18 protein-coding genes and 5 pseudogenes are annotated in these 23,546 nt (G+C 38.5%); 17 read left to right on the forward strand and 6 right to left on the reverse strand.

The window, feature by feature from the left end:
• Positions 1-45: 45 nt before the first annotated feature.
• Positions 46-744 (reverse strand): GntR family transcriptional regulator, encoded by a 699-nt coding sequence (locus QMQ21_RS05190; RefSeq protein WP_000936194.1) that lies wholly within the window; start codon positions 742-744, stop codon positions 46-48.
• Between the two features lie 141 nt (positions 745-885).
• Here QMQ21_RS05190 and guaA point away from each other — a divergent pair, with 141 nt between their 5' ends.
• Both guaA and QMQ21_RS05200 read left to right on the forward strand, forming a co-directional pair.
• A complete protein-coding gene (gene guaA / locus QMQ21_RS05195) occupies positions 886-2,448 on the forward strand; it encodes a glutamine-hydrolyzing GMP synthase (protein WP_023936410.1) in 1,563 nt (520 codons plus the stop codon).
• A 158-nt stretch (positions 2,449-2,606) separates the two neighbouring features.
• Positions 2,607-3,818, forward strand: coding sequence for an MspI family type II restriction endonuclease (locus tag QMQ21_RS05200; RefSeq protein WP_023941642.1), 1,212 nt, complete (start codon positions 2,607-2,609; stop codon positions 3,816-3,818).
• Between the two features lie 29 nt (positions 3,819-3,847).
• Here the strand turns inward: QMQ21_RS05200 and QMQ21_RS05205 are convergent, their stop codons facing one another.
• From QMQ21_RS05205 to QMQ21_RS05215, 3 genes are all read right to left on the reverse strand, one after another.
• The gene (locus QMQ21_RS05205; RefSeq protein WP_172925217.1) at positions 3,848-4,963 is read right to left on the reverse strand and encodes a DNA cytosine methyltransferase; all 1,116 of its coding nucleotides are present in this window, start codon (positions 4,961-4,963) and stop codon (positions 3,848-3,850) included.
• Between the two features lie 43 nt (positions 4,964-5,006).
• On the reverse strand, positions 5,007-5,234 hold the full coding sequence (locus QMQ21_RS05210; protein WP_101514779.1) for a hypothetical protein: 228 nt from the start codon (positions 5,232-5,234) through the stop codon (positions 5,007-5,009).
• A 2-nt stretch (positions 5,235-5,236) separates the two neighbouring features.
• A protein-coding gene (locus tag QMQ21_RS05215; protein ID WP_261814025.1) for an IS630 family transposase occupies positions 5,237-6,284 on the reverse strand; the annotation gives its coding sequence in 2 pieces (ribosomal slippage) (positions 5,237-5,789 and positions 5,788-6,284; 1,050 coding nt in all).
• A 260-nt stretch (positions 6,285-6,544) separates the two neighbouring features.
• Between QMQ21_RS05215 and QMQ21_RS05220 the strand changes: the two genes are divergently transcribed.
• The 9 genes and pseudogenes from QMQ21_RS05220 to QMQ21_RS05260 all read left to right on the forward strand — a co-directional run bounded on the left by QMQ21_RS05220 (position 6,545) and on the right by QMQ21_RS05260 (position 17,706).
• Entirely contained in the window at positions 6,545-7,831 is a 1,287-nt protein-coding gene (locus QMQ21_RS05220) for a peptidase U32 family protein (protein ID WP_050208602.1), read from the forward strand.
• 384 nt (positions 7,832-8,215) lie between these two features.
• Positions 8,216-9,061: an ABC transporter ATP-binding protein gene (locus QMQ21_RS05225; protein ID WP_261814026.1), complete on the forward strand. Its 846-nt coding sequence runs from the start codon at positions 8,216-8,218 to the stop codon at positions 9,059-9,061.
• Positions 9,062-9,076: 15 nt separating this feature from the next.
• Complete coding sequence (locus tag QMQ21_RS05230) at positions 9,077-9,805, forward strand: ABC transporter permease (RefSeq protein WP_000773490.1); 729 nt, start codon at positions 9,077-9,079, stop codon at positions 9,803-9,805.
• 384 nt (positions 9,806-10,189) lie between these two features.
• Positions 10,190-10,399 (forward strand): helix-turn-helix transcriptional regulator, encoded by a 210-nt coding sequence (locus tag QMQ21_RS05235; RefSeq protein ID WP_001107500.1) that lies wholly within the window; start codon positions 10,190-10,192, stop codon positions 10,397-10,399.
• Positions 10,389-10,876: pseudogene (locus QMQ21_RS05240) on the forward strand (DUF6773 family protein). Before QMQ21_RS05235 ends, QMQ21_RS05240 begins: the two are co-directional and overlap by 11 nt.
• 115 nt (positions 10,877-10,991) lie before the next feature.
• Entirely contained in the window at positions 10,992-12,452 is a 1,461-nt protein-coding gene (locus QMQ21_RS05245) for a nicotinate phosphoribosyltransferase (RefSeq protein WP_261814028.1), read from the forward strand.
• A complete protein-coding gene (gene nadE, locus QMQ21_RS05250; protein ID WP_050223550.1) occupies positions 12,449-13,273 on the forward strand; it encodes an ammonia-dependent NAD(+) synthetase in 825 nt (274 codons plus the stop codon). The genes QMQ21_RS05245 and nadE overlap by 4 nt, the downstream gene beginning before the upstream one ends.
• Positions 13,274-13,622: 349 nt before the next feature.
• On the forward strand, positions 13,623-14,171 hold the full coding sequence (locus QMQ21_RS05255; protein WP_261814029.1) for a GNAT family N-acetyltransferase: 549 nt from the start codon (positions 13,623-13,625) through the stop codon (positions 14,169-14,171).
• A gap of 149 nt (positions 14,172-14,320) precedes the next feature.
• Positions 14,321-17,706: pseudogene (locus tag QMQ21_RS05260) on the forward strand (PspC-related protein choline-binding protein 1).
• A 614-nt stretch (positions 17,707-18,320) separates the two neighbouring features.
• Here QMQ21_RS05260 and queA read toward each other — a convergent pair.
• Positions 18,321-19,348 (reverse strand): annotated as a pseudogene (gene queA / locus QMQ21_RS05265) (tRNA preQ1(34) S-adenosylmethionine ribosyltransferase-isomerase QueA).
• Between the two features lie 150 nt (positions 19,349-19,498).
• On the opposite strand from queA, the pseudogene QMQ21_RS05275 reads away from it, so the two are divergent.
• Together QMQ21_RS05275 and rpsU are read left to right on the forward strand one after the other, a co-directional pair.
• A pseudogene (locus tag QMQ21_RS05275) lies at positions 19,499-20,205 on the forward strand (glucosamine-6-phosphate deaminase).
• Positions 20,206-20,343: 138 nt separating this feature from the next.
• Positions 20,344-20,520 (forward strand): 30S ribosomal protein S21, encoded by a 177-nt coding sequence (rpsU, locus tag QMQ21_RS05280; protein ID WP_261814030.1) that lies wholly within the window; start codon positions 20,344-20,346, stop codon positions 20,518-20,520.
• A gap of 70 nt (positions 20,521-20,590) precedes the next feature.
• Here rpsU and QMQ21_RS05285 read toward each other — a convergent pair whose 3' ends face one another.
• Positions 20,591-20,749: a hypothetical protein gene (locus QMQ21_RS05285; protein ID WP_261814031.1), complete on the reverse strand. Its 159-nt coding sequence runs from the start codon at positions 20,747-20,749 to the stop codon at positions 20,591-20,593.
• Positions 20,750-20,845: 96 nt separating this feature from the next.
• On the opposite strand from QMQ21_RS05285, the pseudogene hprK reads away from it, so the two are divergent.
• The 4 genes and pseudogenes from hprK to QMQ21_RS05305 all read left to right on the forward strand — a co-directional run bounded on the left by hprK (position 20,846) and on the right by QMQ21_RS05305 (position 23,358).
• A pseudogene (hprK, locus tag QMQ21_RS05290) lies at positions 20,846-21,782 on the forward strand (HPr(Ser) kinase/phosphatase).
• Entirely contained in the window at positions 21,775-22,563 is a 789-nt protein-coding gene (gene lgt / locus QMQ21_RS05295) for a prolipoprotein diacylglyceryl transferase (protein WP_000886657.1), read from the forward strand. The pseudogene hprK and the gene lgt overlap by 8 nt, the downstream one beginning before the upstream one ends.
• Complete coding sequence (locus tag QMQ21_RS05300) at positions 22,564-22,947, forward strand: DUF948 domain-containing protein (protein ID WP_000895020.1); 384 nt, start codon at positions 22,564-22,566, stop codon at positions 22,945-22,947. It begins immediately after the preceding gene.
• A gap of 15 nt (positions 22,948-22,962) precedes the next feature.
• Positions 22,963-23,358 (forward strand): YtxH domain-containing protein, encoded by a 396-nt coding sequence (locus QMQ21_RS05305; protein ID WP_000517395.1) that lies wholly within the window; start codon positions 22,963-22,965, stop codon positions 23,356-23,358.
• The last annotated feature ends 188 nt before the right edge of the window (positions 23,359-23,546 follow it).

The raw sequence follows: 23,546 nt of genomic DNA on the forward strand, positions 1-23,546 counted from the left end.
CGGCAAGGCGACGTTGACGCGGTTTGAAGAGATTTTCGAAGAGTATTAATTGTTTTCAAGATAAAATTCAAAACGTTCGCCTACATATTGACTTTTTACGTATTCAAAAGCAGTACCATCTTCTAGGTAGGAAACCTGAGTCAGACCAAGAATAGCATGTCCTTTTTCAACTTCTAAATAGTGGGCGATTTTTTCCTTAGCAAGGCGAGCATAGATGGTCTGATGTGATTTACCAATACGGTAGCCATGTTTTTGCAGTGTTTGGAAGAAATGACTAGTGATTTCTTCTTTTTTAAAGTCCTTAATGAATTTTTCAGGAATAGAAGCAACTTCATAAACCAGAGGAACTTTGTCGGCATAGCGGACCCGCTCCATTCGGATAATATTTTCGGTAGGAGAAATTCCTAGCTTGGCAACTTCCTGCTCATTGGGAATGGTTTTTCTGTAGGAAATGAGCTGGCTAGAGGGTACTTTACCTTGGGACTTAACAATTTCAGTAAAACTGGTTGTCCCTCGCATCTTTTCTTGTACCCGAGTACTGGACACAAAGGTGCCACTTCCAACTCTGCGCTCTAAAACACCTTCTTCAACCAATAGAGATACGGCTTGGCGGAGGGTCATGCGGCTGACCGAAAACTGCTCTGCTAAATCTCTTTCACTGGGAAGCCTCTCACCAATAGCCCAACGGTGCTCGTCAATATCCTTTTTAATCTGATCGTGGATTTTCATATAAGCAGGTAGCATATTTTTCACTTCATTTCTATCTTTTCTCTATTGTACCCCAATAAACTAGAAAAAGTCAAACTTCGCCTTGTTTAGTTGGTAATTCGCCCTTATTTGTGATAGAATATTGAGAAAAGATATTTCTTTTGAGAAAGGAAAAAGATGAGCAACATTTCAACTGATTTGCAAGATGTAGAAAAAATCATCGTATTGGACTATGGTAGCCAATACAACCAGCTGATTTCACGCCGTATCCGTGAGATTGGTGTTTTTTCGGAACTAAAAAGCCATAAAATTTCAGCTGCTGAAGTTCGTGAAATCAATCCTGTAGGAATTATCCTATCAGGTGGTCCAAACTCTGTATACGAAGATGGTTCATTTGATATTGACCCAGAAATCTTCGAACTTGGAATTCCAATTTTGGGAATTTGTTATGGTATGCAGTTATTGACCCATAAACTTGGAGGAAAAGTTGTTCCTGCAGGTGATGCTGGAAATCGTGAATACGGTCAATCAACCCTAACACACACACCATCATCTCTTTTTGAATCAACACCTGATGAACAGACTGTATTGATGAGCCATGGTGATGCAGTTACCGAGATTCCTGCTGCCTTTGTTCGTACAGGTACATCAGCTGACTGCCCATACGCAGCCATCGAAAACCCAGATAAACACATTTACGGTATCCAGTTCCACCCAGAAGTTCGTCATTCTGTATACGGAAATGATATCCTTCGTAACTTTGCCCTTAACATCTGTAAGGCTAAAGGCGACTGGTCAATGGATAACTTCATCGATATGCAGATCCAAAAAATCCGTGAAACCGTCGGTGATAAACGTGTCCTTCTTGGCCTTTCAGGTGGGGTTGACTCTTCAGTTGTTGGAGTTCTTCTCCAAAAAGCGATTGGCGATCAATTGATCTGTATCTTCGTGGATCACGGTCTTCTTCGTAAAGGAGAAGCGGACCAAGTTATGGACATGCTTGGTGGTAAGTTTGGTTTGAATATCGTCAAAGCAGACGCTGCTAAACGTTTCCTTGATAAACTTGCTGGTGTTTCTGACCCTGAACAAAAACGTAAAATCATCGGTAACGAGTTTGTCTATGTATTTGATGACGAAGCAAGCAAGCTCAAAGATGTGAAATTCCTTGCTCAAGGTACGCTTTATACAGACGTAATTGAGTCTGGTACAGATACAGCCCAAACTATCAAGTCACACCACAACGTGGGTGGTCTTCCAGAAGACATGCAATTTGAACTGATTGAACCACTCAACACTCTTTATAAAGACGAAGTTCGTGCCCTTGGTACAGAGCTTGGTATGCCAGACCATATCGTATGGCGCCAACCATTCCCAGGACCAGGACTTGCTATCCGTGTCATGGGTGAAATCACTGAAGAGAAACTTGAAACCGTTCGTGAATCAGATGCTATCCTTCGTGAAGAAATTGCCAAAGCTGGTCTTGATCGCGATATCTGGCAATACTTCACTGTTAACACAGGCGTTCGTTCAGTTGGGGTTATGGGTGACGGTCGTACGTACGACTACACGATTGCAATCCGTGCTATTACCTCTATCGATGGTATGACTGCTGACTTTGCCAAAATTCCTTGGGATGTCCTTCAAAAAATCTCAGTACGTATCGTAAATGAAGTGGATCATGTTAACCGTATCGTCTACGATATTACAAGTAAACCACCTGCAACCGTTGAGTGGGAATAAAATATAAGAGTAACTTAGGCTAAGAATCCTTGATTTAACATCATTTTAACAACTGTATGAAGTATTAAAATGAGATAAATATATTTGGATTGTCTCCAAAGCGTTTCCAAAGAAGCTCTAAAATGAGCTTCTTTTTTCTAATATGGAGTAAAAATATTATGAGTTTTAACGTTGATAATCAGCAAAAATCTTTATCTGGTTCTGCTTCAAATTTAACTTTGTCTGAATTGCTTCAAAAAATCCAAAAGATTCCCAAATTGAATGTATCTGTAAAAAAAGGTTATTCAGTTGGATATGAAAATTGTGAAAAACAATTTAAAATGGATTATGCAATTACTTTCAATGACTTTGATAATGAAACTTGGTTAGTTAAACCGACTAGCTCGATTCGAACTGATAGAATCTATGGGAATGAATTTTTTGCTCAAAACATCAAGTTAGTTGATAAGAATGTCACAAGAATCTTTGTTGTTGTACCAGATTCTATTACCGAAAAAGAAATAAAAAATAAAAACGACTATTCAAATAAGATACATAGCGAAACTTATGTATCTTTCTTAGATGATGTACTAACTTTTTCTGAATTAAAAGACTTTGTACTAAATCATGCTTCCGAAAATCTATCTCAAGGGATTAGTGCTAATATTTTGGGAAACAATGCTGAGGATAGTATAGTTGACTTACTGACTGACAAAAACAATATCCTTCTATGGAATAATCACGCAAAACATAGCCAAACAATTAAATCTTCCACTTATAATTGGTTTAGTCAAATCTTAAAAGTTTCTGGTGTTAGTGAACAAGATACTGTTTTAGATATTGTGGCAACTAATTCAATACCTAAATTAAGTAATCGTGGTTATCCAAAAACAGATGTATCTTTTACGATTACTACTGAACAAAAAGAAATAACTAAAAATATTAGTGTAAAAAATACTTCTGCGGATACCGTAACAGTCCATGAGGGAGCTGTAGATGATATTATTCTTGCCCTTAATCTCGATTCTTCTTCGTCATTGGCTAATTCACTCAAAGAATTTCAAGCATATGGTAGTGCTAAAGGTTTGAAAGAAAATAATGAAGTTGCCTATAACACATTAGTTGATGAAATTCATAAATACAATAAAGAATTAGTTAACTTCTTTATGTTTGGGGTCAATAGTCCATTAGTTAACAATTCTATTCAAGTTGCTGATATAATGCTGTATACTAAAAAATTTGAGGTTATTTTAAGGGATTTGTATGTTGATGAATATATTAAGAAATATTCATCTAAAGGACAGTTTGGAACTCCGTTTAAATGGACATACCCTAGTAAAAAACGAGGTCAAAAAGTACAAATCAAAGGTTTTACGAATAATAAAAAGTAGCAGTTCAAATATGATATGCTATTTTTTGATTAAAGGTATACTTTCATTTTATCAGCGACAGCTTTAATTACTGGTACAGCTACTGAGTTACCAAATTGTCTATACATTTGAGTTCTTGAAACTGGTACTTTGAAATCATCTGGAAATCCCATTAGTCGCTTACATTCTAGTTCACTATAAAGTCTCAACCCAGTTTCTCCACCTTTTACAAACGTTCCTGTCAAACGCTGAATTTTGTGATAGCTTGCAACAAGTGTATTTACCTGAATTTCGCTAGTTTTATCAATAATTTGAGGTCTGCCATCATCTTTTTTAAAAAGATATGTATCTTGCAGATGTTTTGAAATTTTGTACCCAGTTGGATTATCTTCTAAAATAGAACCTACTGGGACTTTTTTATCGCTTCCTTTAGGAAATTCAAAGTTATCTACTTTTATATCTGGATGGAAACCTACAATGATAATACGTTCCCTTCTTTGTGGTAAACCAAAACGTTGAGCATCAAGAATTTCATAGAAAATTGAGTAGCCTAATTCTTCTTTTAACGCTCTCATAATGACTTTTAAAGTATTCCCTTTGTCGTGAGTTACAAGCCCTTTTACATTCTCAAGTAAGAAAGCTTTTGGTTTTTTCTCTTTTAAGATACGAAGTACATCAAAGAACAAAGTTCCTTGGGTTTCATGAGTAAAACCTTCACGCTTACCAATATGGCTAAATGGCTGACATGGAAAACCTGCTAAAAGAATGTCATGGTCTGGAATATCTTTCTCATTGATTTGAGTAATATCCCCATATGGTTTTTCGCCATAATTCTCTTCATAAGTTTTAGAAGCATACCTATCCCATTCGGAACTAAAAACACATTCTGTGTTCTTATCCTCAAATCCTTTACGGATTCCACCAATACCTGCGAATAAGTCGATAAACTTTATTGAATCATTTGAAGTAGTTTTCTTTTTAGTGTTCATTTGTGTGTCTATTCCTATTTTAATTAGCTCGGAGCATTTTTGACTAAAATTCTTACAGTTATCAAGCTCAAGTGAATCAATTACATCAATCTCACTCTGAATTAGATAAATATTTTTCATCTGTTTTTTATCAGAAACTGGTTTTCTTCCCGCTCCCTTGCGTGTGCCACCCTGCATATTTTCTTCCCTACTTCCTTATTCGTAATATAAAACCATTATATCATATTTTTGATAAAAAAATGTTTTTTTTCATATATTCGTCCGTATTATTTATTGATAATTTTTCAAACTCATCAAATGGGGACAAATTATGAACAATCGCTAAAGATTCTTCCATTTTTTTGATTTCGAATTTATAATCAAATTCGGTTTCAAAAATATCAATCAACACTTTTAATTTTAAATCTCTTAATTGTTCGAGTGGATAATAGTTTGTATTTATACTCATACTCAATTGTTTTCAAAAAGCAACCTTGTCCATTGTCTGCTGACAGTGGACTTTAAAACGCTTTTTTCCAGTCCTTGAATAACTTCTTGAAGCTTATCAATGACGGCTTCCAATGTTTGGAAAGCCTTATTTTTGAAACCTCGTTTTCGAATTTCTTTCCAGACTTGTTCAATAGGGTTCATTTCTGGAGTATAAGGTGGGATAAAAGCTAACTCAATATTACTTGGAATCTCTAAGGTACTTGATTTATGCCATATAGCATTATCCATGACAAGTAAAATATAGTCATCTGGATAAGCTTGTGAGACTTGCCGTAGAAATTCATTGATCCACTCAGTATTGCATCCTCCAGCAATGAGGAAAAAGGAATCTCCTGTCTGAGCATCTACTGCCCCATAACAATAGCGATATTCTCGCATATAATGACTAGGAATGCTAGGTCGGATTCCTTGAGGAGCCCAACAAGAACTCATCTTACTGATTCTTCCGAAACCAGCTTCATCTTGGTACATCAAACGTACTTTGTTATAAGTCCCCTCTTCTTTAAAGCGCTTACTTAAGGTCTCGAATGTAGATTTTATTTTTAGACGTCTCAATTGTCTGAGCGTCTGCCTTCTTGGGATGCTCAGGTCGAGGAGTGACCGTTCGCCAACCATGTCGTTTCAGGAGATAATAGAAACCATCACGTGTGGAAGTGCGACCAATCTCTTTTTGATAGGTTTCAAATAACTGATTGACAGTTACAAATTCCCCAGCCTGAGCAGCTTCTATATGACGTTTTAGAAATGCTTGTTCTTCTTCGTAAGTCATATATTCTCTATGACGTCCACCACGGGTCTCTTGAAGAAGCGCTTCTAAACCAAACTCCTTATATTTTTTCAAATTCCTCCAAACAGTTGTTTTATTGCAATCTAGCAGATCCATGATTTCCTTATAACTCTTTTCTTTTGAGCGAAAATAAATAATCTGTAGACGTTTGTGATATTTGGCGTACGATGAATCTCTTAGGAGTTGTTCAATTTTTTGTGTTTCTTCGTTTGTAAGTTTCATAACTACTATTATAAGATGTTTTTTGATTTTAGGATAGTATCAATGAAAATCAAAGAGCAAATTAGGAAGATAGCCGCAGGTTGCTCAAAACAGTGTTTTGAGGTTGCAGATGGAAGCTGACGTGGTTTGAAGAGATTTTCGAAGAGTATTAAAAGATTAGAATTGTCAAAACAATCTGTCTAGGCTTGATTTTATCCCTTATTTACTATAAAAATGAGAAGGAAATACGTCAAACTTTTATATTGCAAATAGGAGAAAACATGACAAAAACATTAAAACGTCCTGAGGTTTTATCACCTGCAGGGACTTTGGAGAAGCTAAAGGTAGCTGTTCAGTATGGGGCAGATGCTGTCTTTATCGGTGGTCAGGCCTATGGTCTTCGTAGCCGTGCAGGTAACTTTACCTTTGAACAAATGGAAGAAGGTGTCCAGTTTGCGGCCAAGTATGGTGCCAAGGTCTATGTAGCGGCTAATATGGTTATGCACGAAGGAAATGAAGCTGGTGCTGGTGAGTGGTTCCGTAAACTGCGTGATATCGGGATTGCAGCAGTTATCGTGTCTGACCCAGCCTTGATTATGATTGCAGCGACAGAAGCACCAGGTCTTGAAATTCACCTCTCTACCCAAGCAAGTGCCACTAACTATGAAACACTTGAATTTTGGAAAGAACTGGGCTTGACTCGTGTCGTTTTGGCGCGTGAGGTTTCGATGGAAGAATTAGCTGAAATTCGCAAACGTACAGATGTTGAGATTGAAGCATTTGTCCATGGAGCTATGTGTATTTCATACTCTGGTCGTTGTACTCTTTCAAACCACATGAGTATGCGTGATGCCAACCGTGGTGGATGTTCTCAGTCCTGCCGTTGGAAATACGACCTTTACGATATGCCATTTGGGAAAGAACGTAATAGTTTGAAGGGTGAGATTCCAGAAGAATTTTCAATGTCAGCCGTTGATATGTCCATGATTGACCATATCCCAGATATGATTGAAAATGGTGTGGACAGTCTAAAAATCGAAGGACGTATGAAGTCTATTCACTACGTATCAACAGTAACCAACTGCTACAAGGCGGCTGTGGATGCATATCTTGAAAGTCCTGAAAAGTTTGAAGCTATCAAACAAGACTTGGTGGACGAGATGTGGAAGGTTGCCCAACGTGAATTAGCAACAGGTTTTTATTATGGTACACCATCTGAAAATGAGCAGTTATTTGGTGCTCGTCGTAAAATTCCTGAGTATAAATTTGTCGCTGAAGTGGTTTCTTATGATGATGTGACACAAACAGCAACTATTCGTCAACGGAACGTTATTAACGAAGGCGACCAAGTTGAGTTTTATGGCCCAGGTTTCCGTCATTTTGAAACCTATATTGAGGATTTTCACGATGCCAAAGGCAATAAAATCGATCGCGCTCCAAATCCAATGGAACTCTTGACAATCAAAGTCCCACAACCTGTTCAAGCTGGAGACATGGTTCGAGCTCTTAAAGAGGGTCTCATCAATCTTTATAAGGAAGATGGAACCAGCGTCACAGTTCGTGCTTAATGTAGTTGTTTAGTTTTAAAAAATTATGCAAAGCTCCATATACAACACTTAAACGAGATTAAAGAATGGCGAAATCCCTTGATGTGCAAGGGATTAGCTGTCCTTTTTTATTTTTTAAGTGATAAAGTCGGAGCTTAGGTATCCAAAGCCTATCAAATTAAACAAAGAAGCGATGCCGTCGATATTTTGAAATTATATATTTAAACTAAAAACTCTCTATCTTTTTGTGGTAGAGAGTTTTTTTGTTAATAAAATTTTACAAAATGACATTTATATATTGCATTAAGTTAGATATATGATATAATGTTGTTAAAAAGAGGCGCAACTTTTTAAAATTAATGAGAATCAAAGAGAAAACCAAGAATATTAATGGAGGAATAAAAAATGGAAGTTATAAATGTAAGTAAGCATTATGGTCATTCAATCATTCTCAAAGATATAAATTTCGCACTTAATAAGGGTGAAATTGTTGGTCTAGTAGGGAGAAATGGAGTTGGTAAGAGTACGTTGATGAAAATTCTTGGTCAGAATAATCAACCGACTTCAGGTAATATTATAAGCAGTGATAATGTTGGGTATTTAATTGAAGAACCAAAATTATTTTTATCTAAAACAGGTTTAGAGAATTTAAAATATTTGTCAAATTTATATGGTGTTGACTACAATCAAGAAAGATTTAGAAGTTTGATTCAAGAGTTAGATTTGACTCAGTCTATTAATAAAAAAGTAAAGACCTATTCTTTGGGTACAAAACAAAAATTAGCTTTGCTTCTAACTCTCGTTACGGAACCTGATATATTGATTTTAGATGAACCGACTAATGGTTTAGATATTGAATCATCACAAATAGTTTTATCGGTTCTAAAAAATTTAGCTTTACATGAAAATGTGGGAATTTTAATATCGAGTCATAAATTAGAAGATATTGAAGAAATTTGTGAGAGGGTTCTTTTCTTGGAGAACGGGCTTTTGACATTTCAAAAAGTAGGAAAAGATAGTCATAATTTCTTGTTTGAGATAGCTTTTTCATCAGCTACAGATAGAGACATTTTCATTACCAAACAAGAATTTGGGGATATTGTTCAGGAAGAGGGACTGAGAATTACTATGTCTGGGAATATTCAAAGTAGTGAGCTTTTTAAATTTTTTAACGAAAACTCTATTAAAGTAGTTGATTTTGAAACTAAAAAAGAGACGCTTAAAGATATTTATCTAAATCGTTCAAAATAAAGGAAGGTTATCATCATGAAATTAAATAAATTGAATTTTCTTAAGGAAAATATAAGAAATTTATATTCATCAGGCGTAATATATCTCGGTTTGCTTATCTCGTTTATACCGCCGATATTGGTTACATTCTTTATTCTAAAGACTCAAGGGACATCGCTTGGTATTAAGCATATTTCAAACTTTTATGCTATGCTCGGTATGTTAATGGCTGTTATACATGCTAATCGAGTCATTAGTAGAGATTTTTCCCACAATACGGTAAGTTTGTTTTATAATCAACAGAAGAATCGGATGATTTACGTCTTGTCTAATTTTCTATATGCCATCTCAGTTTCCATTATTTATGCTTTGAATGGCATTGTGTTACTAGTCATAGTAAGTAAATTGGGTATTCCAGGTGATTTAGGATTAGATTTTATAGTAGCTATTGTAGTCAATACAATTTTGTTAGTCCTGTTTTATTTTCTATTATCTTACATTTTCTATTTATACAAATTGAAAAGTGGCTTGGTATTTGGTATTTTAGTAGCTTTACTACTCTTTATCCCTAATATATTAAATACGATGATGATGAATACTAGTAATGATTTGTTTATCAAAGCAATTGAACTTCTTCCTTTTTATTCTTTACCTGTATTTGTGGCTTCAAATACGATGTCTATTAGTCAGTATCTTGTGGTAATCACTACAATCATTTTATTGTACTTTTTCACTCTTAAGAAAAGCAAGAAGTATTCATTTTAGTTTCATTTAGTATTATTTTGCATACCTAAAATACAATAAAAAAATCAGTCATCTTGGTATGCTCCTGCTTTCACTATTCAACACGTTTTTGACTTATACTAGGCTCATTTCCAAAAGCATTATATAATAGTGATATGAAACCAACTAAACTAAACAAGAAATATAAGCAATAAAAACTCGTTTAAAAGATCCTACTAAAGCTAATACTAAATAAAAATAAAAGAGTAAACTAGGAAGTTTATTTCAAACAACCTAAAATACTGATTTTCGGCTGAAGATAATACTGGAGTGCTAATTAATGGGGTTATAATAAATAGTTGACAGCTTGTGTTGGTTTTGGATTTTTTAAGAGTAGATGAGTATTAAAACTATAAGGAGGACAGCTTGGCTAAAAATTTAAAATTAAAATTAGCTCGTGTAGAGCTTGATTTAACTCAAGGTCAACTGGCAGAGGCTGTGGGGGTGACGCGCCAGACTATTGGTTTGATAGAGGCGGGGAAATACAATCCCAGTCTCTCGCTCTGCCAGTCCATTTGCAGATGTTTAGGGAAAACCCTAGACCAACTATTTTGGGAGGAAGAAGATGGTAAATAAATTCATTCATTATCAATTACTTGACGAAAGAGAAGAACAACTAATCAATAAAGCTGGGGCAGAATTTTTACCCTCTTCATTGGGCTTGTTCTTCTAAGCTATTTGGTGGCTGTATTAGCTCCCTCTCTTTTTAATCCGAATTTTCTAGTCTATATTCTGATAGTAGGAATTTTCTTCTTTTTCAATCGTGCCCGTTATCTGGGAGTGACCTACTATAGTCGTTTTCATTTTACGATTTTGGGTTGTTTTTTCCTAACCTTGGCGATTACGGCTCTTTTGATGTTGCAGAATTATCAATTCAACATAGAAATTTATCAGCACAATCCTTTGAACGTTAAATACCTGTCTGCTTGGGCAATTACTTATGTCATTTACCTTCCCTGGGTCTTTATTGGCAATCTCGGTCTGAAGAGCTATGGAGAATGGGCTCAGAAAAAGTTTGAACAAGATATGGATGAATTGGAGAGTGGTGAATAGCTTGTTACTCTTTTCTCAATCCAGCTAAAATGTGATATAATAGTACTAATTTATTGGAATACATGAAAGTTCTTGAAAATTTTCATGGGTTTCTAGCTAAGGAAGTAGGAAAAGTATGTATCCAGATGATAGTTTGACATTGCACACGGACTTGTACCAGATCAACATGATGCAGGTTTACTTTGACCAAGGGATTCACAATAAGAAGGCGGTCTTTGAGGTGTATTTCCGTCAACAGCCTTTTAAGAACGGCTATGCGGTTTTTGCAGGTTTGGAAAGAATTGTGAATTATCTTGAAGACTTGTGTTTTTCAGATAGTGATATTGCCTATTTGGAGTCGCTAGGCTATCATGGGGCATTCTTGGACTATCTTCGCAATTTCAAGTTGGAGTTGGCCGTTCGTTCTGCCCAAGAAGGGGACTTGGTTTTTGCTAATGAGCCTATTGTGCAGGTGGAAGGCCCTCTAGCCCAATGTCAGTTGGTCGAAACGGCTCTTTTGAACATCGTCAACTACCAGACCTTGGTAGCGACCAAGGCAGCTCGTATTCGTTCGGTTATCGAAGATGAACCCTTGATGGAGTTTGGGACACGTCGGGCTCAAGAAATGGATGCGGCCATCTGGGGAACACGCGCAGCGGTGATTGGTGGCGCCAATGGAACCAGCAACGTGCGTGCGGGTAAGCTCTTTGACATTCCTGTTTTGGGAACCCATGCCCATGCCTTGGTACAGGTTTATGGCAATGACTATGAAGCTTTCAAGGCTTACGCTGCGACCCATAAAAATTGCGTCTTTCTTGTGGATACCTATGACACACTTCGAATTGGGGTACCCGCTGCCATTCAGGTGGCGCGTGAGCTGGGTGACCAGATTAATTTCCTTGGTGTCCGCATTGACTCTGGGGATATTGCCTACATTTCCAAGAAAGTCCGTCAGCAATTGGACGAGGCTGGCTTTACAGAAGCTAAGATTTATGCTTCAAATGACCTAGATGAAAATACTATCCTCAACCTCAAGATGCAAAAGGCCAAGATTGATGTCTGGGGTGTGGGAACTAAGCTGATTACAGCCTATGACCAACCAGCTCTTGGTGCAGTTTATAAGATTGTGGCAATCGAAGATGAAAATGGGAACATGCGCAATACGATTAAGCTGTCAAATAATGCTGAAAAAGTGTCTACGCCAGGTAAGAAGCAGGTGTGGCGCATTACCAGTCGTGAAAAAGGCAAGTCAGAAGGCGATTATATCACTTATGACGGCGTAGATGTTGCCAGCATGACAGAAATCAAGATGTTCCATCCGACCTATACTTACATCAAGAAGACGGTTCGTAATTTTGACGCTGTTCCTCTCTTAGTGGATATCTTCAAAGACGGGAAATTGATTTACAACCTGCCTAGCTTAACTGAGATTCAGGACTATGCTCGTAAGGAATTTGACAAGCTTTGGGATGAATACAAGCGCGTGCTCAATCCGCAGCACTATCCAGTGGATTTGGCGCGTGATGTATGGCAAGATAAGATGGACTTGATTGATAAGATGCGCAAGGAAGCCCTTGGTGAAGGAGAAGAAGAATGAGTTTGCAAGAAACGATTATCCAAGAGCTGGGTGTCAAACCAGTGATTGATTCCCAGGAAGAAATCCGTCGTTCTATTGATTTCTTAAAAAGATACCTGAAAAAACATCCCTTTCTTAAAACCTTTGTGCTAGGGATTTCTGGAGGACAAGACTCAACCTTAGCAGGACGATTGGCTCAACTGGCCATGGAAGAATTGCGAGCAGAAACGGGAGACGACAGCTACAAATTTATCGCTGTTCGTTTGCCATATGGAGTGCAAGCTGATGAAGCAGATGCTCAAAAAGCACTAGCCTTTATCCAGCCTGATGTCAGTTTAGTCGTCAATATTAAGGAATCAGCTGACGCTATGACAGCTGCAGTTGAAGCGACAGGTAATCTTGTTTCAGATTTTAACAAGGGCAATATCAAGGCTCGTTGCCGTATGATTGCTCAGTATGCCCTTGCTGGTGCCCATAGCGGAGCGGTCATTGGAACAGACCATGCTGCGGAAAATATCACAGGTTTCTTTACCAAGTTTGGTGACGGGGGTGCAGATATTCTCCCTCTTTATCGCCTCAATAAACGCCAAGGAAAACAACTTTTGAAGGAACTTGGTGCAGACCCAGCACTTTATGAAAAAATCCCAACAGCAGACCTAGAAGAAGATAAACCAGGTCTAGCTGACGAAGTAGCCCTCGGAGTCACTTATGAAGAGATTGACGACTACCTAGAAGGCAAAACAATCAGCCCAGAAGCCCAAGCAAGAATCGAAAACTGGTGGCACAAAGGCCAACATAAACGCCACCTACCCATCACCGTATTTGATGACTTTTGGGAGTGAAAAGGTCCGGGGGATCTTTTTAGCTTCTTGCCCTGAAATTAAAAAGCAAGAAAAACCTCCAGTGGAGGTTTTCAGCCTCTCACCTTGAAATAAAAAAGTGAGAGTAGGTCTGGGGGATCTTGAACCCCGAGTTTAGAAATAAGAAAATGAGGCAGATTCGGTAACTCGAAGAGTTCGATTTCATCGTCTTACCCCTGCAACGATGACTAGGTTTGAAAAAGCTTGCTAGAGCGCATTTCAAACCAGGCAGCGACTGCGTCAAGAAATTAGAAGACAAACTCGTTTTCTAGCTGTTACTGAGTTGAGCCTTTTTACTACGAGCATAGAAATAAGGAAGTGAGGTAGCATCATGAAAGCTATCGGTACGCAAATATTACAGACAGAACGTTTGATTTTAAGAAGATTTGTGGAGAGTGATTCAGAAGCTATGTTTCAAAATTGGGCTTCATCCGCTGAGAATCTGACCTATGTTACCTGGGATCCCCATCCTGATGTCGAGGTGACTCGAAATTCGATTTGTAACTGGGTTGCTTCCTATACTAATCCCAACTATTACAAATGGGCTATTTGTCTCAAAGAAAACCCAGAGCAAGTGATAGGAGATATCAGCATCGTTGCAATAGATGAGAACAATTCTTCTTGTGAAATTGGCTATATTTTAGGAAAAAACTATTGGGGTCGTGGTCTTATGACAGAGGCCTTAAAAGCTGTCTTGGACTTTTGTTTTACTCAAGTAGGTTTTCAAAAGGTCAGAGCTCGATATGCCAGTCCCAACCCAGCTTCAGGTCGTGTCATGGAGAAGGCTGGAATGTCCTATCTAAAAACCATTGTTAATGGTGTAGAGAGAAAAGGCTATCTTGCGGATCTTATTTATTATGGTATAAGTAGGGAAGACTAGTGAATTTTTTCTGTTTCCATCGAAGTCAACTATTTATTGTAAATATAATAATTGGCATTCTAAGTTTATTTGATGTATGAAACATATTGTTTAACATTTACCAAAAAAGATGCTATACTAGAAGTAGTAATTTTTAGAAGGAGGATGTAATGGCAAAATCTAATGCTAATAAGCGCTATGCATTACGTAAACTCGGGAAGATTTTTGGTTCTGTGATAATCGGGCTAACTTTATTTTTAGGAGGAATCCTGAATACAAGTTTTGTTCATGCTGATGGGGCAGATGTGACCAGTGAATTGGAGGATACTTTTGAAACCCAAGATAACCGAAAAGATATCCCCTATGAAACAATATACGAAAGAGATGACAATCTTCCTAAAGGAACGCAAGAAACAAAAACACCTGGTAAAAAAGGAATAAAAGCTACCGTAAAAACATATTCGTCTACAACTTTACAGTTAGTCAGCGAGAAATCTGACGTTGTTATTCTTCAACCTCAAACAGAAATAATAAAAGTGGGAACAAAGCCTACTGTAGTTACCGAAACGATTAACTCTACTATTAGATATATAAAAGATGACACTCGCCCTGTTGGAAGTAATGTTTTAACAGAAAGTGATGGAGAAGATGGACTTAGAAAAATCACTACAACATATGATGTAAATGATAAAACAGGTGAAGTAACAATTAGAGAAACAACATCTACCATTGAAAAAGAATCAAAGGATATTATCTATAAAGTTGCAGCTAAAGATAAGGTAGAAAAACACATCACCGAAAAAAGTACAAATATCCGTTTTGAAAAAGATGAAAGTAAAGCTCGTAGTGAAAATCCTGTTACAATTGACGGAGAGGATGGCTATGTAATCACGACGACGACCTACGATGTCAATCCAGAAACTGGTCATGTTACCGAAAAGGTTACCGTAGAGAAAAAAGAAGCCACGGATACAGTTATCAAAGTTCCAGCTAAAAGCAAGGTTGAGCGTGAAGTTCTTCCTACAAGTGTTATTCGTTTTGAAAAAGATGAAACTAAAGACCGTAGTGAAAATCCTGTTACAATTGACGGAGAGGACGGAACTATAACCACGACAAGGACCTACGATGTTAATTCAGAGACTGGTAAGGTCACAGAAAAGCTTACTGTAGACAGAAAAGAACCGACAGACACAGTTATCAAAGTTCCAGCCAAAAGCAAGGTTGAGCGTGAAGTTCTGCCTACAAGTGTTATCCGTTTTGAAAAAGATGAAACAAAAGACCGTAGTGAAAATCCTATTACAACTGACGGAGAGGATGGCTATGTAACCACGACAAGGACCTACGATGTTAATCCAGAGACTGGTAAGGTCACAGAAAAGGTTACTGTAGACAGAAAAGAACCGACAGACACAGTTATCAAAGTTCCAGCCCAAAGCAAGGTTGAGCGTGAAGTTCTGCCTACAAGTGTCATCCGTTTTGAAAAAGATGAAACAAAAGACCGTAGTGAAAATCCTATTACAACTGACGGAGAGGATGGCTATGTAACCACGACAAGGACCTACGATGTTAATCCAGAGACTGGTAAGGTCACAGAAAAGGTTACTGTAGACAGAAAAGAACCGACAGACACAGTTATCAAAGTTCCAGCCCAAAGCAAGGTTGAGCGTGAAGTTCTGCCTACAGGTATCATCCGTTATGAAAAAGATGAGAGTAGAGACCGAGGAGCTTCTATTGAGATGGTTGATGGAGAGGATGGCTATGTAACCACGACAAGGACCTACGATGTTAATCCAGAGACTGGTAAGGTCACAGAAAAGGTTACTGTAGATAGAAAAGAACCGACAGACACAGTTATCAAAGTTCCAGCCAAAAGCAAGGTTGAGCGTGAAGTTCTGCCTACAAGTGTTATCCGTTTTGAAAAAGATGAAACAAAAGACCGTAGTGAAAATCCTGTTACAATTGACGGAGAGGACGGAACTATAACCACGACAACGACCTACGATGTTAATCCAGAGAATGGTCATGTTACCGAAAAGGTTACCGTAGAGAAAAAGAAGCCACGGATACAGTTATCAAAGTTCCAGCTAAAAGCAAGGTTGAGCGTGAAGTTCTGCCTACAAGTGTCATCCGTTATGAAAAAGATGAGACTAGAGACCGAGGAGCTTCTATTGAGATGGTTGACGGAGAAGATGGCTATGTAACCACAACGACGACCTACGATGTTAATCCAGAGACTGGTAAGGTTAGCGAAAAGGTTACTGTTGATAGAAAAGAAGCCACGGATACAGTTATCAAAGTTCCAGCCAAAAGCAAGGTTGACCGCGAAGTCCTTCCTACAAGTGTCATCCGTTATGAAAAAGATGAGACTAGAGACCGAGGAGCTTCTATTGAGATGGTTGACGGAGAGGATGGCTATGTAACCACGACAAGAACCTACGATGTTAATCCAGAGACTGGTAAGGTTAGCGAAAAGGTTACTGTTGATAGAAAAGAAGCTACGGATACAGTTATCAAAGTTCCAGCCAAAAGCAAGGTTGAAGAAGTTCTTGTTCCATTTGCTACTAAATATGAAGCAGACAATGACCTTTCTGCAGGACAGGAGCAAGAGATTACTCTAGGAAAGAATGGGAAAACAGTTACAACGATAACTTATGATGTAGATGGAAAGAGTGGACAAGTAACTGAGAGTACTTTAAGTCAAAAAGAAGACTCTCAAACAAGAGTTGTTAAAAAAGGAACCAAGCCCCAAGTTCTTGTCCAAGAAATTCCAATCGAAACAGAATATCTCGATGACTCAACTCTTGATAAAGGTCAAGAAATAGAAGAAGCAGGAGAAATTGGTGAAATTACGCTTACTACAATCTATACTGTAGATGAACGTGATGGAACAATTGAAGAAACTACTTCTCGTCAAATTACTAAAGAGATGGTAAAAAGACGTATAAGGAGAGGGACGAGAGAACCTGAAAAAGTTGTTGTTCCTAAGAAGTCATCTATTCCTTCGTATCCTGTATCTGTTACATCTAATCAAGGAACAGATTCAGCATTAGAACCAGCTAAACCAGTTGCTGCAACAACAGGCTGGAAACAAGAAAATGGTATGTGGTATTTTTATAATACTAACGGTTCCATGGTAACGGGTTGGGTACAAGTGAATGGTTCATGGTACTACCTCAACTCTAACGGTTCCATGGCAACAGGTTGGGCACAAGTGAATGGTTCATGGTACTATCTCAACTCTAACGGTTCCATGGCAACAGGTTGGGCACAAGTGAATGGTTCATGGTACTATCTCAACTCTAACGGTTCCATGGCAACAGGTTGGGAGCAAGTTGATGGTTCATGGTACTATCTCAACGATAATGGTTCTATGGAGATAGGTTGGCTACAAAATAATGGTTCATGGTACTACCTCAACAGCAACGGTTCTATGAAAGCCAATCAATGGTTCCAAGTTGGCAGTAAATGGTATTATGTAAATGCATCGGGTGAGCTAGCGATCAATACAAGTATAGATGGCTATAGAGTCAATGATAATGGTGAATGGGTGCGTTAACAGATTCCTCCCTGCGACACAATTGATAATAGTATGTCTGGATATATAATTATGTATAAAAAGCTATAGATAAGCTCATCTTATAGCGACTATAAAAAAGTGAACAAACCTAGTCTTCTGTACATTAGAATTCAGGTTTGTTCACTTTTTGTTTAATACTCAATGAAAATCAAAGAGCAAACTAGCCGCAGGTTGCTCAAAGCCCTGTTTTGAGGTTGTGGATGAAGCTGACGCGGTTTGAAGAGATTTTCGAAGAGTATAAGTCTTTGATTTTGAGACTAAGGAGAGTCAGGGTCAAAGTAGTGAATGATTCTGAAACAACTCATAATAGTCTCTTGAGAGGACAGATAAGAGTAACAAATAGGTGCTACTCATGTGTCTTGCATTTTGATTTACAAACAGCGAAGAAAATATAGGAAGCTGAAATAAAATATAGATGAATCAATTTGGAGAGTCAACGCAATATATGGCAATATTTTCGAAGCTAGGGGGAAGCATTTTAATTTCAATGTACTAGGCGTCCTCTACAGCTAGCTAGAGTTTCAATTGTAGATGTTCTTTGAAATAATATCTTAGCGATTTATTGGTATTAGAAGATTTAGAGAAATTCTTTCTCAATAAATAAACATGGCATCGCCAAAACTAAAGAAGCGGTAGTGTTCTTGGATGGCATGGTGGTAGGCATCTAAGACTAATTCGCGGCCAGCAAAGGCAGAAACTAACATGACCAGAGTTGATTTTGGCAGGTGGAAGTTAGTTGAGAAGGCATCAACAACCTTCCATTCATATCCAGGTTTGATAAAGATATTGGTCCAGCCAGAATCTGCTTGGATTTGCCCATCAAACTTGGAACCAATGGTCTCCAAGGTGCGGATAGAAGTGGTTCCGACAGCGATGACGCGACCACCATTTTCCTTAACAGAGCGAAGGGTGGCAGCAGCTTCCTCAGAAAGTTGGTAGAATTCTGAGTGCATTTCGTGTTCGTCCAGATTATCAACAGAAACGGGCCTAAAGGTACCGAGTCCGACATGGAGAGTCAGATAGACTAGATGAACACCCTTAGCTTGGATTTCTGCCAACAGTTCTTTGGTGAAGTGAAGACCAGCAGTCGGTGCAGCAGCAGAGCCACTTTCCTTGGCGTAAACGGTTTGATAGCGTTCACGGTCATCTAGTTTTTCATGGATATAAGGTGGTAATGGCATTTCTCCCAGACTTTCCAAAACTTCTAGGAAAATTCCGTGGTATTCGAAGCGGACAATGCGGCCTCCGTGGGTCAATTCTTCTGTAATGACAGCGCTGAGGCGACCATCACCAAAGCTGATACGAGTACCGACCTTGAGGCGTTTGGCAGGTTTAGCCAGAACTTCCCACTCATCTCCAGCAGTATTTTGAGCAGGAGAAGTTCCACATGGCCTCCAGTTTCTTCCTTTTGACCATAGAGGCGGGCAGGGAGAACGCGGGTGTCGTTCATAACGAGGGCATCACCAGGTTCCAGCATATCAATAATGGAGTGGAAGTGTTTGTCCTGCATTTTTCCTGTCTCACGGTTGACGATGAGGAGTTTAGAGGCATCTCGTTTTTCAAGGGGTGTTTGGGCAATCAATTCCTCAGGTAAGTGGAAGTCAAAATCAGCTGTATTCATATATCTGTTCATTCTTTCTAAGTTCTAATCCTATCCATTATAACATGTTTCAAGTATAGACGCTCTTTTTTTAGAAATTAAATCGTTTTCACTTGACAAAAATTGGTCTATACCATATAATAAAAATAGATAGAAATGGAGGATGAAAAGATGAAAGTTATTAAAGTTGAAAACCAAATCGAAGGTGGAAAAGTTGCTTTTGAGATTTTGAAGGAAAAATTAGCCAATGGCGCTCAAACCTTAGGGCTTGCGACAGGAAGTAGTCCACTTGAATTTTATAAGGAAATTGTTGAAAGTGACCTCGATTTTTCAAATCTAACCAGTGTCAACCTTGATGAGTATGTAGGCCTTGATGGCGACAATCCACAGTCTTACCGTCACTTCATGCAAGAAAACTTGTTCAACCAAAAACCATTTAAAGAAAGTTTCTTGCCTCGTGGTGTTAAGGATCATGCTGAAGCTGAAGTTGAACGCTACAACCAAATTTTGGCTGACCATCCAGTTGACCTGCAAATCTTGGGAATCGGTCGCAATGGGCATATCGGCTTTAATGAGCCTGGTACTCCATTTGACAGTCAAACGCATCTAGTAGAACTTGACCAGTCTACTATTGAAGCCAATGCGCGCTTTTTTGACAAGATTGAAGACGTCCCAACCCAAGCTATTTCAATGGGGATTAAGAACATCTTGGATGCCAAGTCAATCCTTCTCTTTGCCTACGGTGAGTCGAAAGCAGAAGCCATTGCCGAACAGTGTCTGGCCCAGTGACTGAGAATCTACCTGCAAGTAGTCTCCAAAATCACCCTGATGTGACCATTATTGCGGATGCTGAAGCGCTTAGCTTACTTGAAAAATAAAAAGCAATGTTCTGTTGAACGCTTTCAACTCTTGTATAAATGGAAGAAAAAATCAAAATTAAACCGCATTTTTGCTTGACAATTATTCCTTTTACGTGTAGAATAAAATAGATATTGAACTTGAAGGGAGTGAAAAAAATGTCTAAAACAGTAGTACGTAAGAATGAATCTCTTTACGACGCACTTCGTCGTTTCAAACGTGCGGTTACTAAAGCTGGTACTCTTCAAGAAACACGCAAACGTGAATTCTATGAAAAACCTTCTGTAAAACGTAAACGTAAATCAGAAGCAGCTCGTAAACGTAAAAAATTCTAATTGAAATGAAAGGCTAGAGAAATCTAGTCCTTTTTCTTTTAATACTCTTCGAAAATCTCTTCAAACCACGTCAACGTCCCTTGCCGTAGATATGGTTACTGACTTCGTCAGTTTCATCTACAACCTCAAAGCAGTGCTTTGAGCTGACTTCGTCAGTTCCATCTACAACCTCAAAACGGTGTTTTGAGCAGCCTGTGGCTAGTTTCCTAGTTTGCTCTTTGATTTTCATTGAGTATAAATAAATACTCCAAAGCCTGCAAAAATCTGAAACTTCCTCCTACAATTTGATATAATAGAGAGAAGAACTCGATTGAAGGAGGAAATGATGTCGGTTTTAGTAAAAGAAGTGATTGAAAAGCTTAGACTAGACATTGTCTATGGCGAACCAGAATTGCTTGAAAAGGAAATCAATACAGCAGATATTACGCGACCTGGTCTTGAAATGACAGGTTATTTTGACTACTACACGCCAGAGCGGATTCAACTTTTGGGGATGAAGGAGTGGTCTTATCTGATCAGCATGCCTTCCAACAGCCGTTATGAAGTTTTGAAAAAAATGTTTCTACCTGAGACACCAGCGGTCATTGTTGCCCGTGGTTTGGTGGTTCCAGAGGAGATGTTAAAAGCAGCCAGAGAATGTAAGATTGCTATTTTAACCAGCCGTACAGCGACAAGTCGTTTATCTGGAGAGTTATCTAGCTATCTGGATTCTCGTTTGGCAGAACGTACCAGTGTTCATGGGGTTTTGATGGATATCTATGGGATGGGCGTCTTGATTCAGGGAGATAGTGGAATTGGTAAGAGTGAGACAGGTCTGGAACTTGTCAAACGTGGTCACCGCTTGGTAGCTGATGACCGGTCGATATCTTTGCCAAGGATGAGATTACTCTTTGGGGTGAACCTAAGCTGAAATCTTGAGACACCTGATTGAAATTCGTGGGGTTGGGATTATCGATGTCATGAGCCTCTACGGTGCCAGTGCCGTCAAGGATTCTTCACAGGTTCAACTTGCTGTCTATTTGGAAAACTATGATACACATAAGACTTTTGATCGTCTTGGAAACAATGCAGAGGAAATAGAAATTTCTGGCGTAGCCATTCCTCGTATCCGCATTCCAGTTAAAACAGGTCGTAATATTTCTGTCGTGATTGAGGCAGCTGCCATGAATTATCGTGCCAAGGAAATGGGCTTTGATGCGACCCGTTTGTTCGAAGAACGACTGACAAGTCTCATCGCTCGAAATGAGGTGCCTAATGCTTGATCCAATTGCTATTCAACTAGGCCCTCTAGCCATTCGTTGGTATGCCTTGTGTATTGTTACAGGTTTGATTCTTGCGGTTTATTTGACCATGAAAGAAGCGCCTAGAAAGAAGATCATACCAGACGATATTTTAGATTTTATCTTGATAGCCTTTCCCTTGGCTATTTTAGGAGCTCGTCTCTACTATGTCATTTTCCGTTTTGATTATTATAGTCAGAATTTGGGAGAGATTTTTGCCATTTGGAATGGTGGTTTGGCCATTTACGGTGGTTTGATAACTGGGGCACTTGTACTCTATATCTTTGCTGATCGTAAACTCATTAACACTTGGGATTTTCTAGATATTGCGGCGCCTAGCGTCATGATTGCCCAAAGTTTGGGTCGCTGGGGCAATTTCTTTAACCAAGAAGCTTATGGTGCAGCAGTGGATAATTTGGATTATCTACCTGTCTTTATTCGTGACCAGATGTATATTGAGGGGAGCTACCGTCAGCCGACCTTTCTTTATGAGTCCCTATGGAATCTACTTGGATTTGCCTTGATTCTGATTTTTAGACGAAAATGGAAAAGTCTCAGACGAGGTCATATCACGGCCTTTTACTTGATTTGGTATGGTTTCGGTCGTATGGTCATCGAAGGCATGCGAACAGATAGTCTCATGTTCTTTGGCCTTCGAGTGTCTCAATGGCTATCAGTTGTCCTTATCGGACTGGGTATTTTTATCATTCTATATCAAAATCGAAAGAAGGCCCCTTACTATGTTACAGAGGAGGAAAACTAAATGTTAGAAGTTGCATATATTTTTGTTGCCCTTGCTTTGATTGTATTTTTAGTGTATCTAATCATTACTGTACAAAAGCTTGGCCGTGTTATCGATGAAACAGAGAAGACGATTAAAACCTTGACTTCAGATGTGGATGTGACCTTGCATCATACCAATGAATTGCTGTCTAAGATCAATGTCTTGGCAGATGATATTAATGTCAAGGTGGCAACGATTGATCCACTCTTTAGTGCTGTTGCAGATTTATCTCTATCTGTTTCAGACCTCAATGACCATGCGCGTGTCTTGAGCAAGAAAGCTTCATCAGCTGGTTCAAAAACACTCAAGACTGGGGCAAGTTTATCAGCTCTTCGTCTTGCAAGTAAATTTTTAAAAAAATAAAAAAGGAGAATCCTTATGGGTAAATTATCCTCAATCCTTTTAGGAACCGTTTCAGGTGCAGCTCTTGCCTTGTTTTTAACAAGCGACAAGGGCAAACAAGTTTGCAGTCAGGCTCAAGATTTTCTGGATGATTTGAGAGAAAATCCAGAGTATGCCAAGGAGCAGGTCTGTGAAAAACTGACAGAAGTCAAGGAGCAGGCTACAGATTTTGTTCTTAAAACCAAAGAACAGGTTGAGTCGGGTGAAATCACTGTGGACAGCGTCCTTGCTCAAGCCAAATCATGTGCTCGTCAAGCGACAGAAGTATCAAAATATCGATTCAATAATCTCAAAGAGCAATGGCAAGAAAAGGCCGAAATTCTTGATGAATCAGAAGAGATTGTGATTGATATCAAAGAAGAAAAAATCTAGATTTGATGAGACTGGGCAAAAACTCAATTCTAGGAGAAAATGAAGTAGATCTTCCCATAATCAAACGCATAGTATCAAGGTTTTTCAAGGCCTGATATTATGCGTTTTTTGATTTTCATTGAGTATTATGGTATAATGGCAGTGTTGAAAGTGAAATATTTACATTTTTTATATTTTACTGATATTTT

Source organism: Streptococcus bouchesdurhonensis (assembly GCF_948472335.1).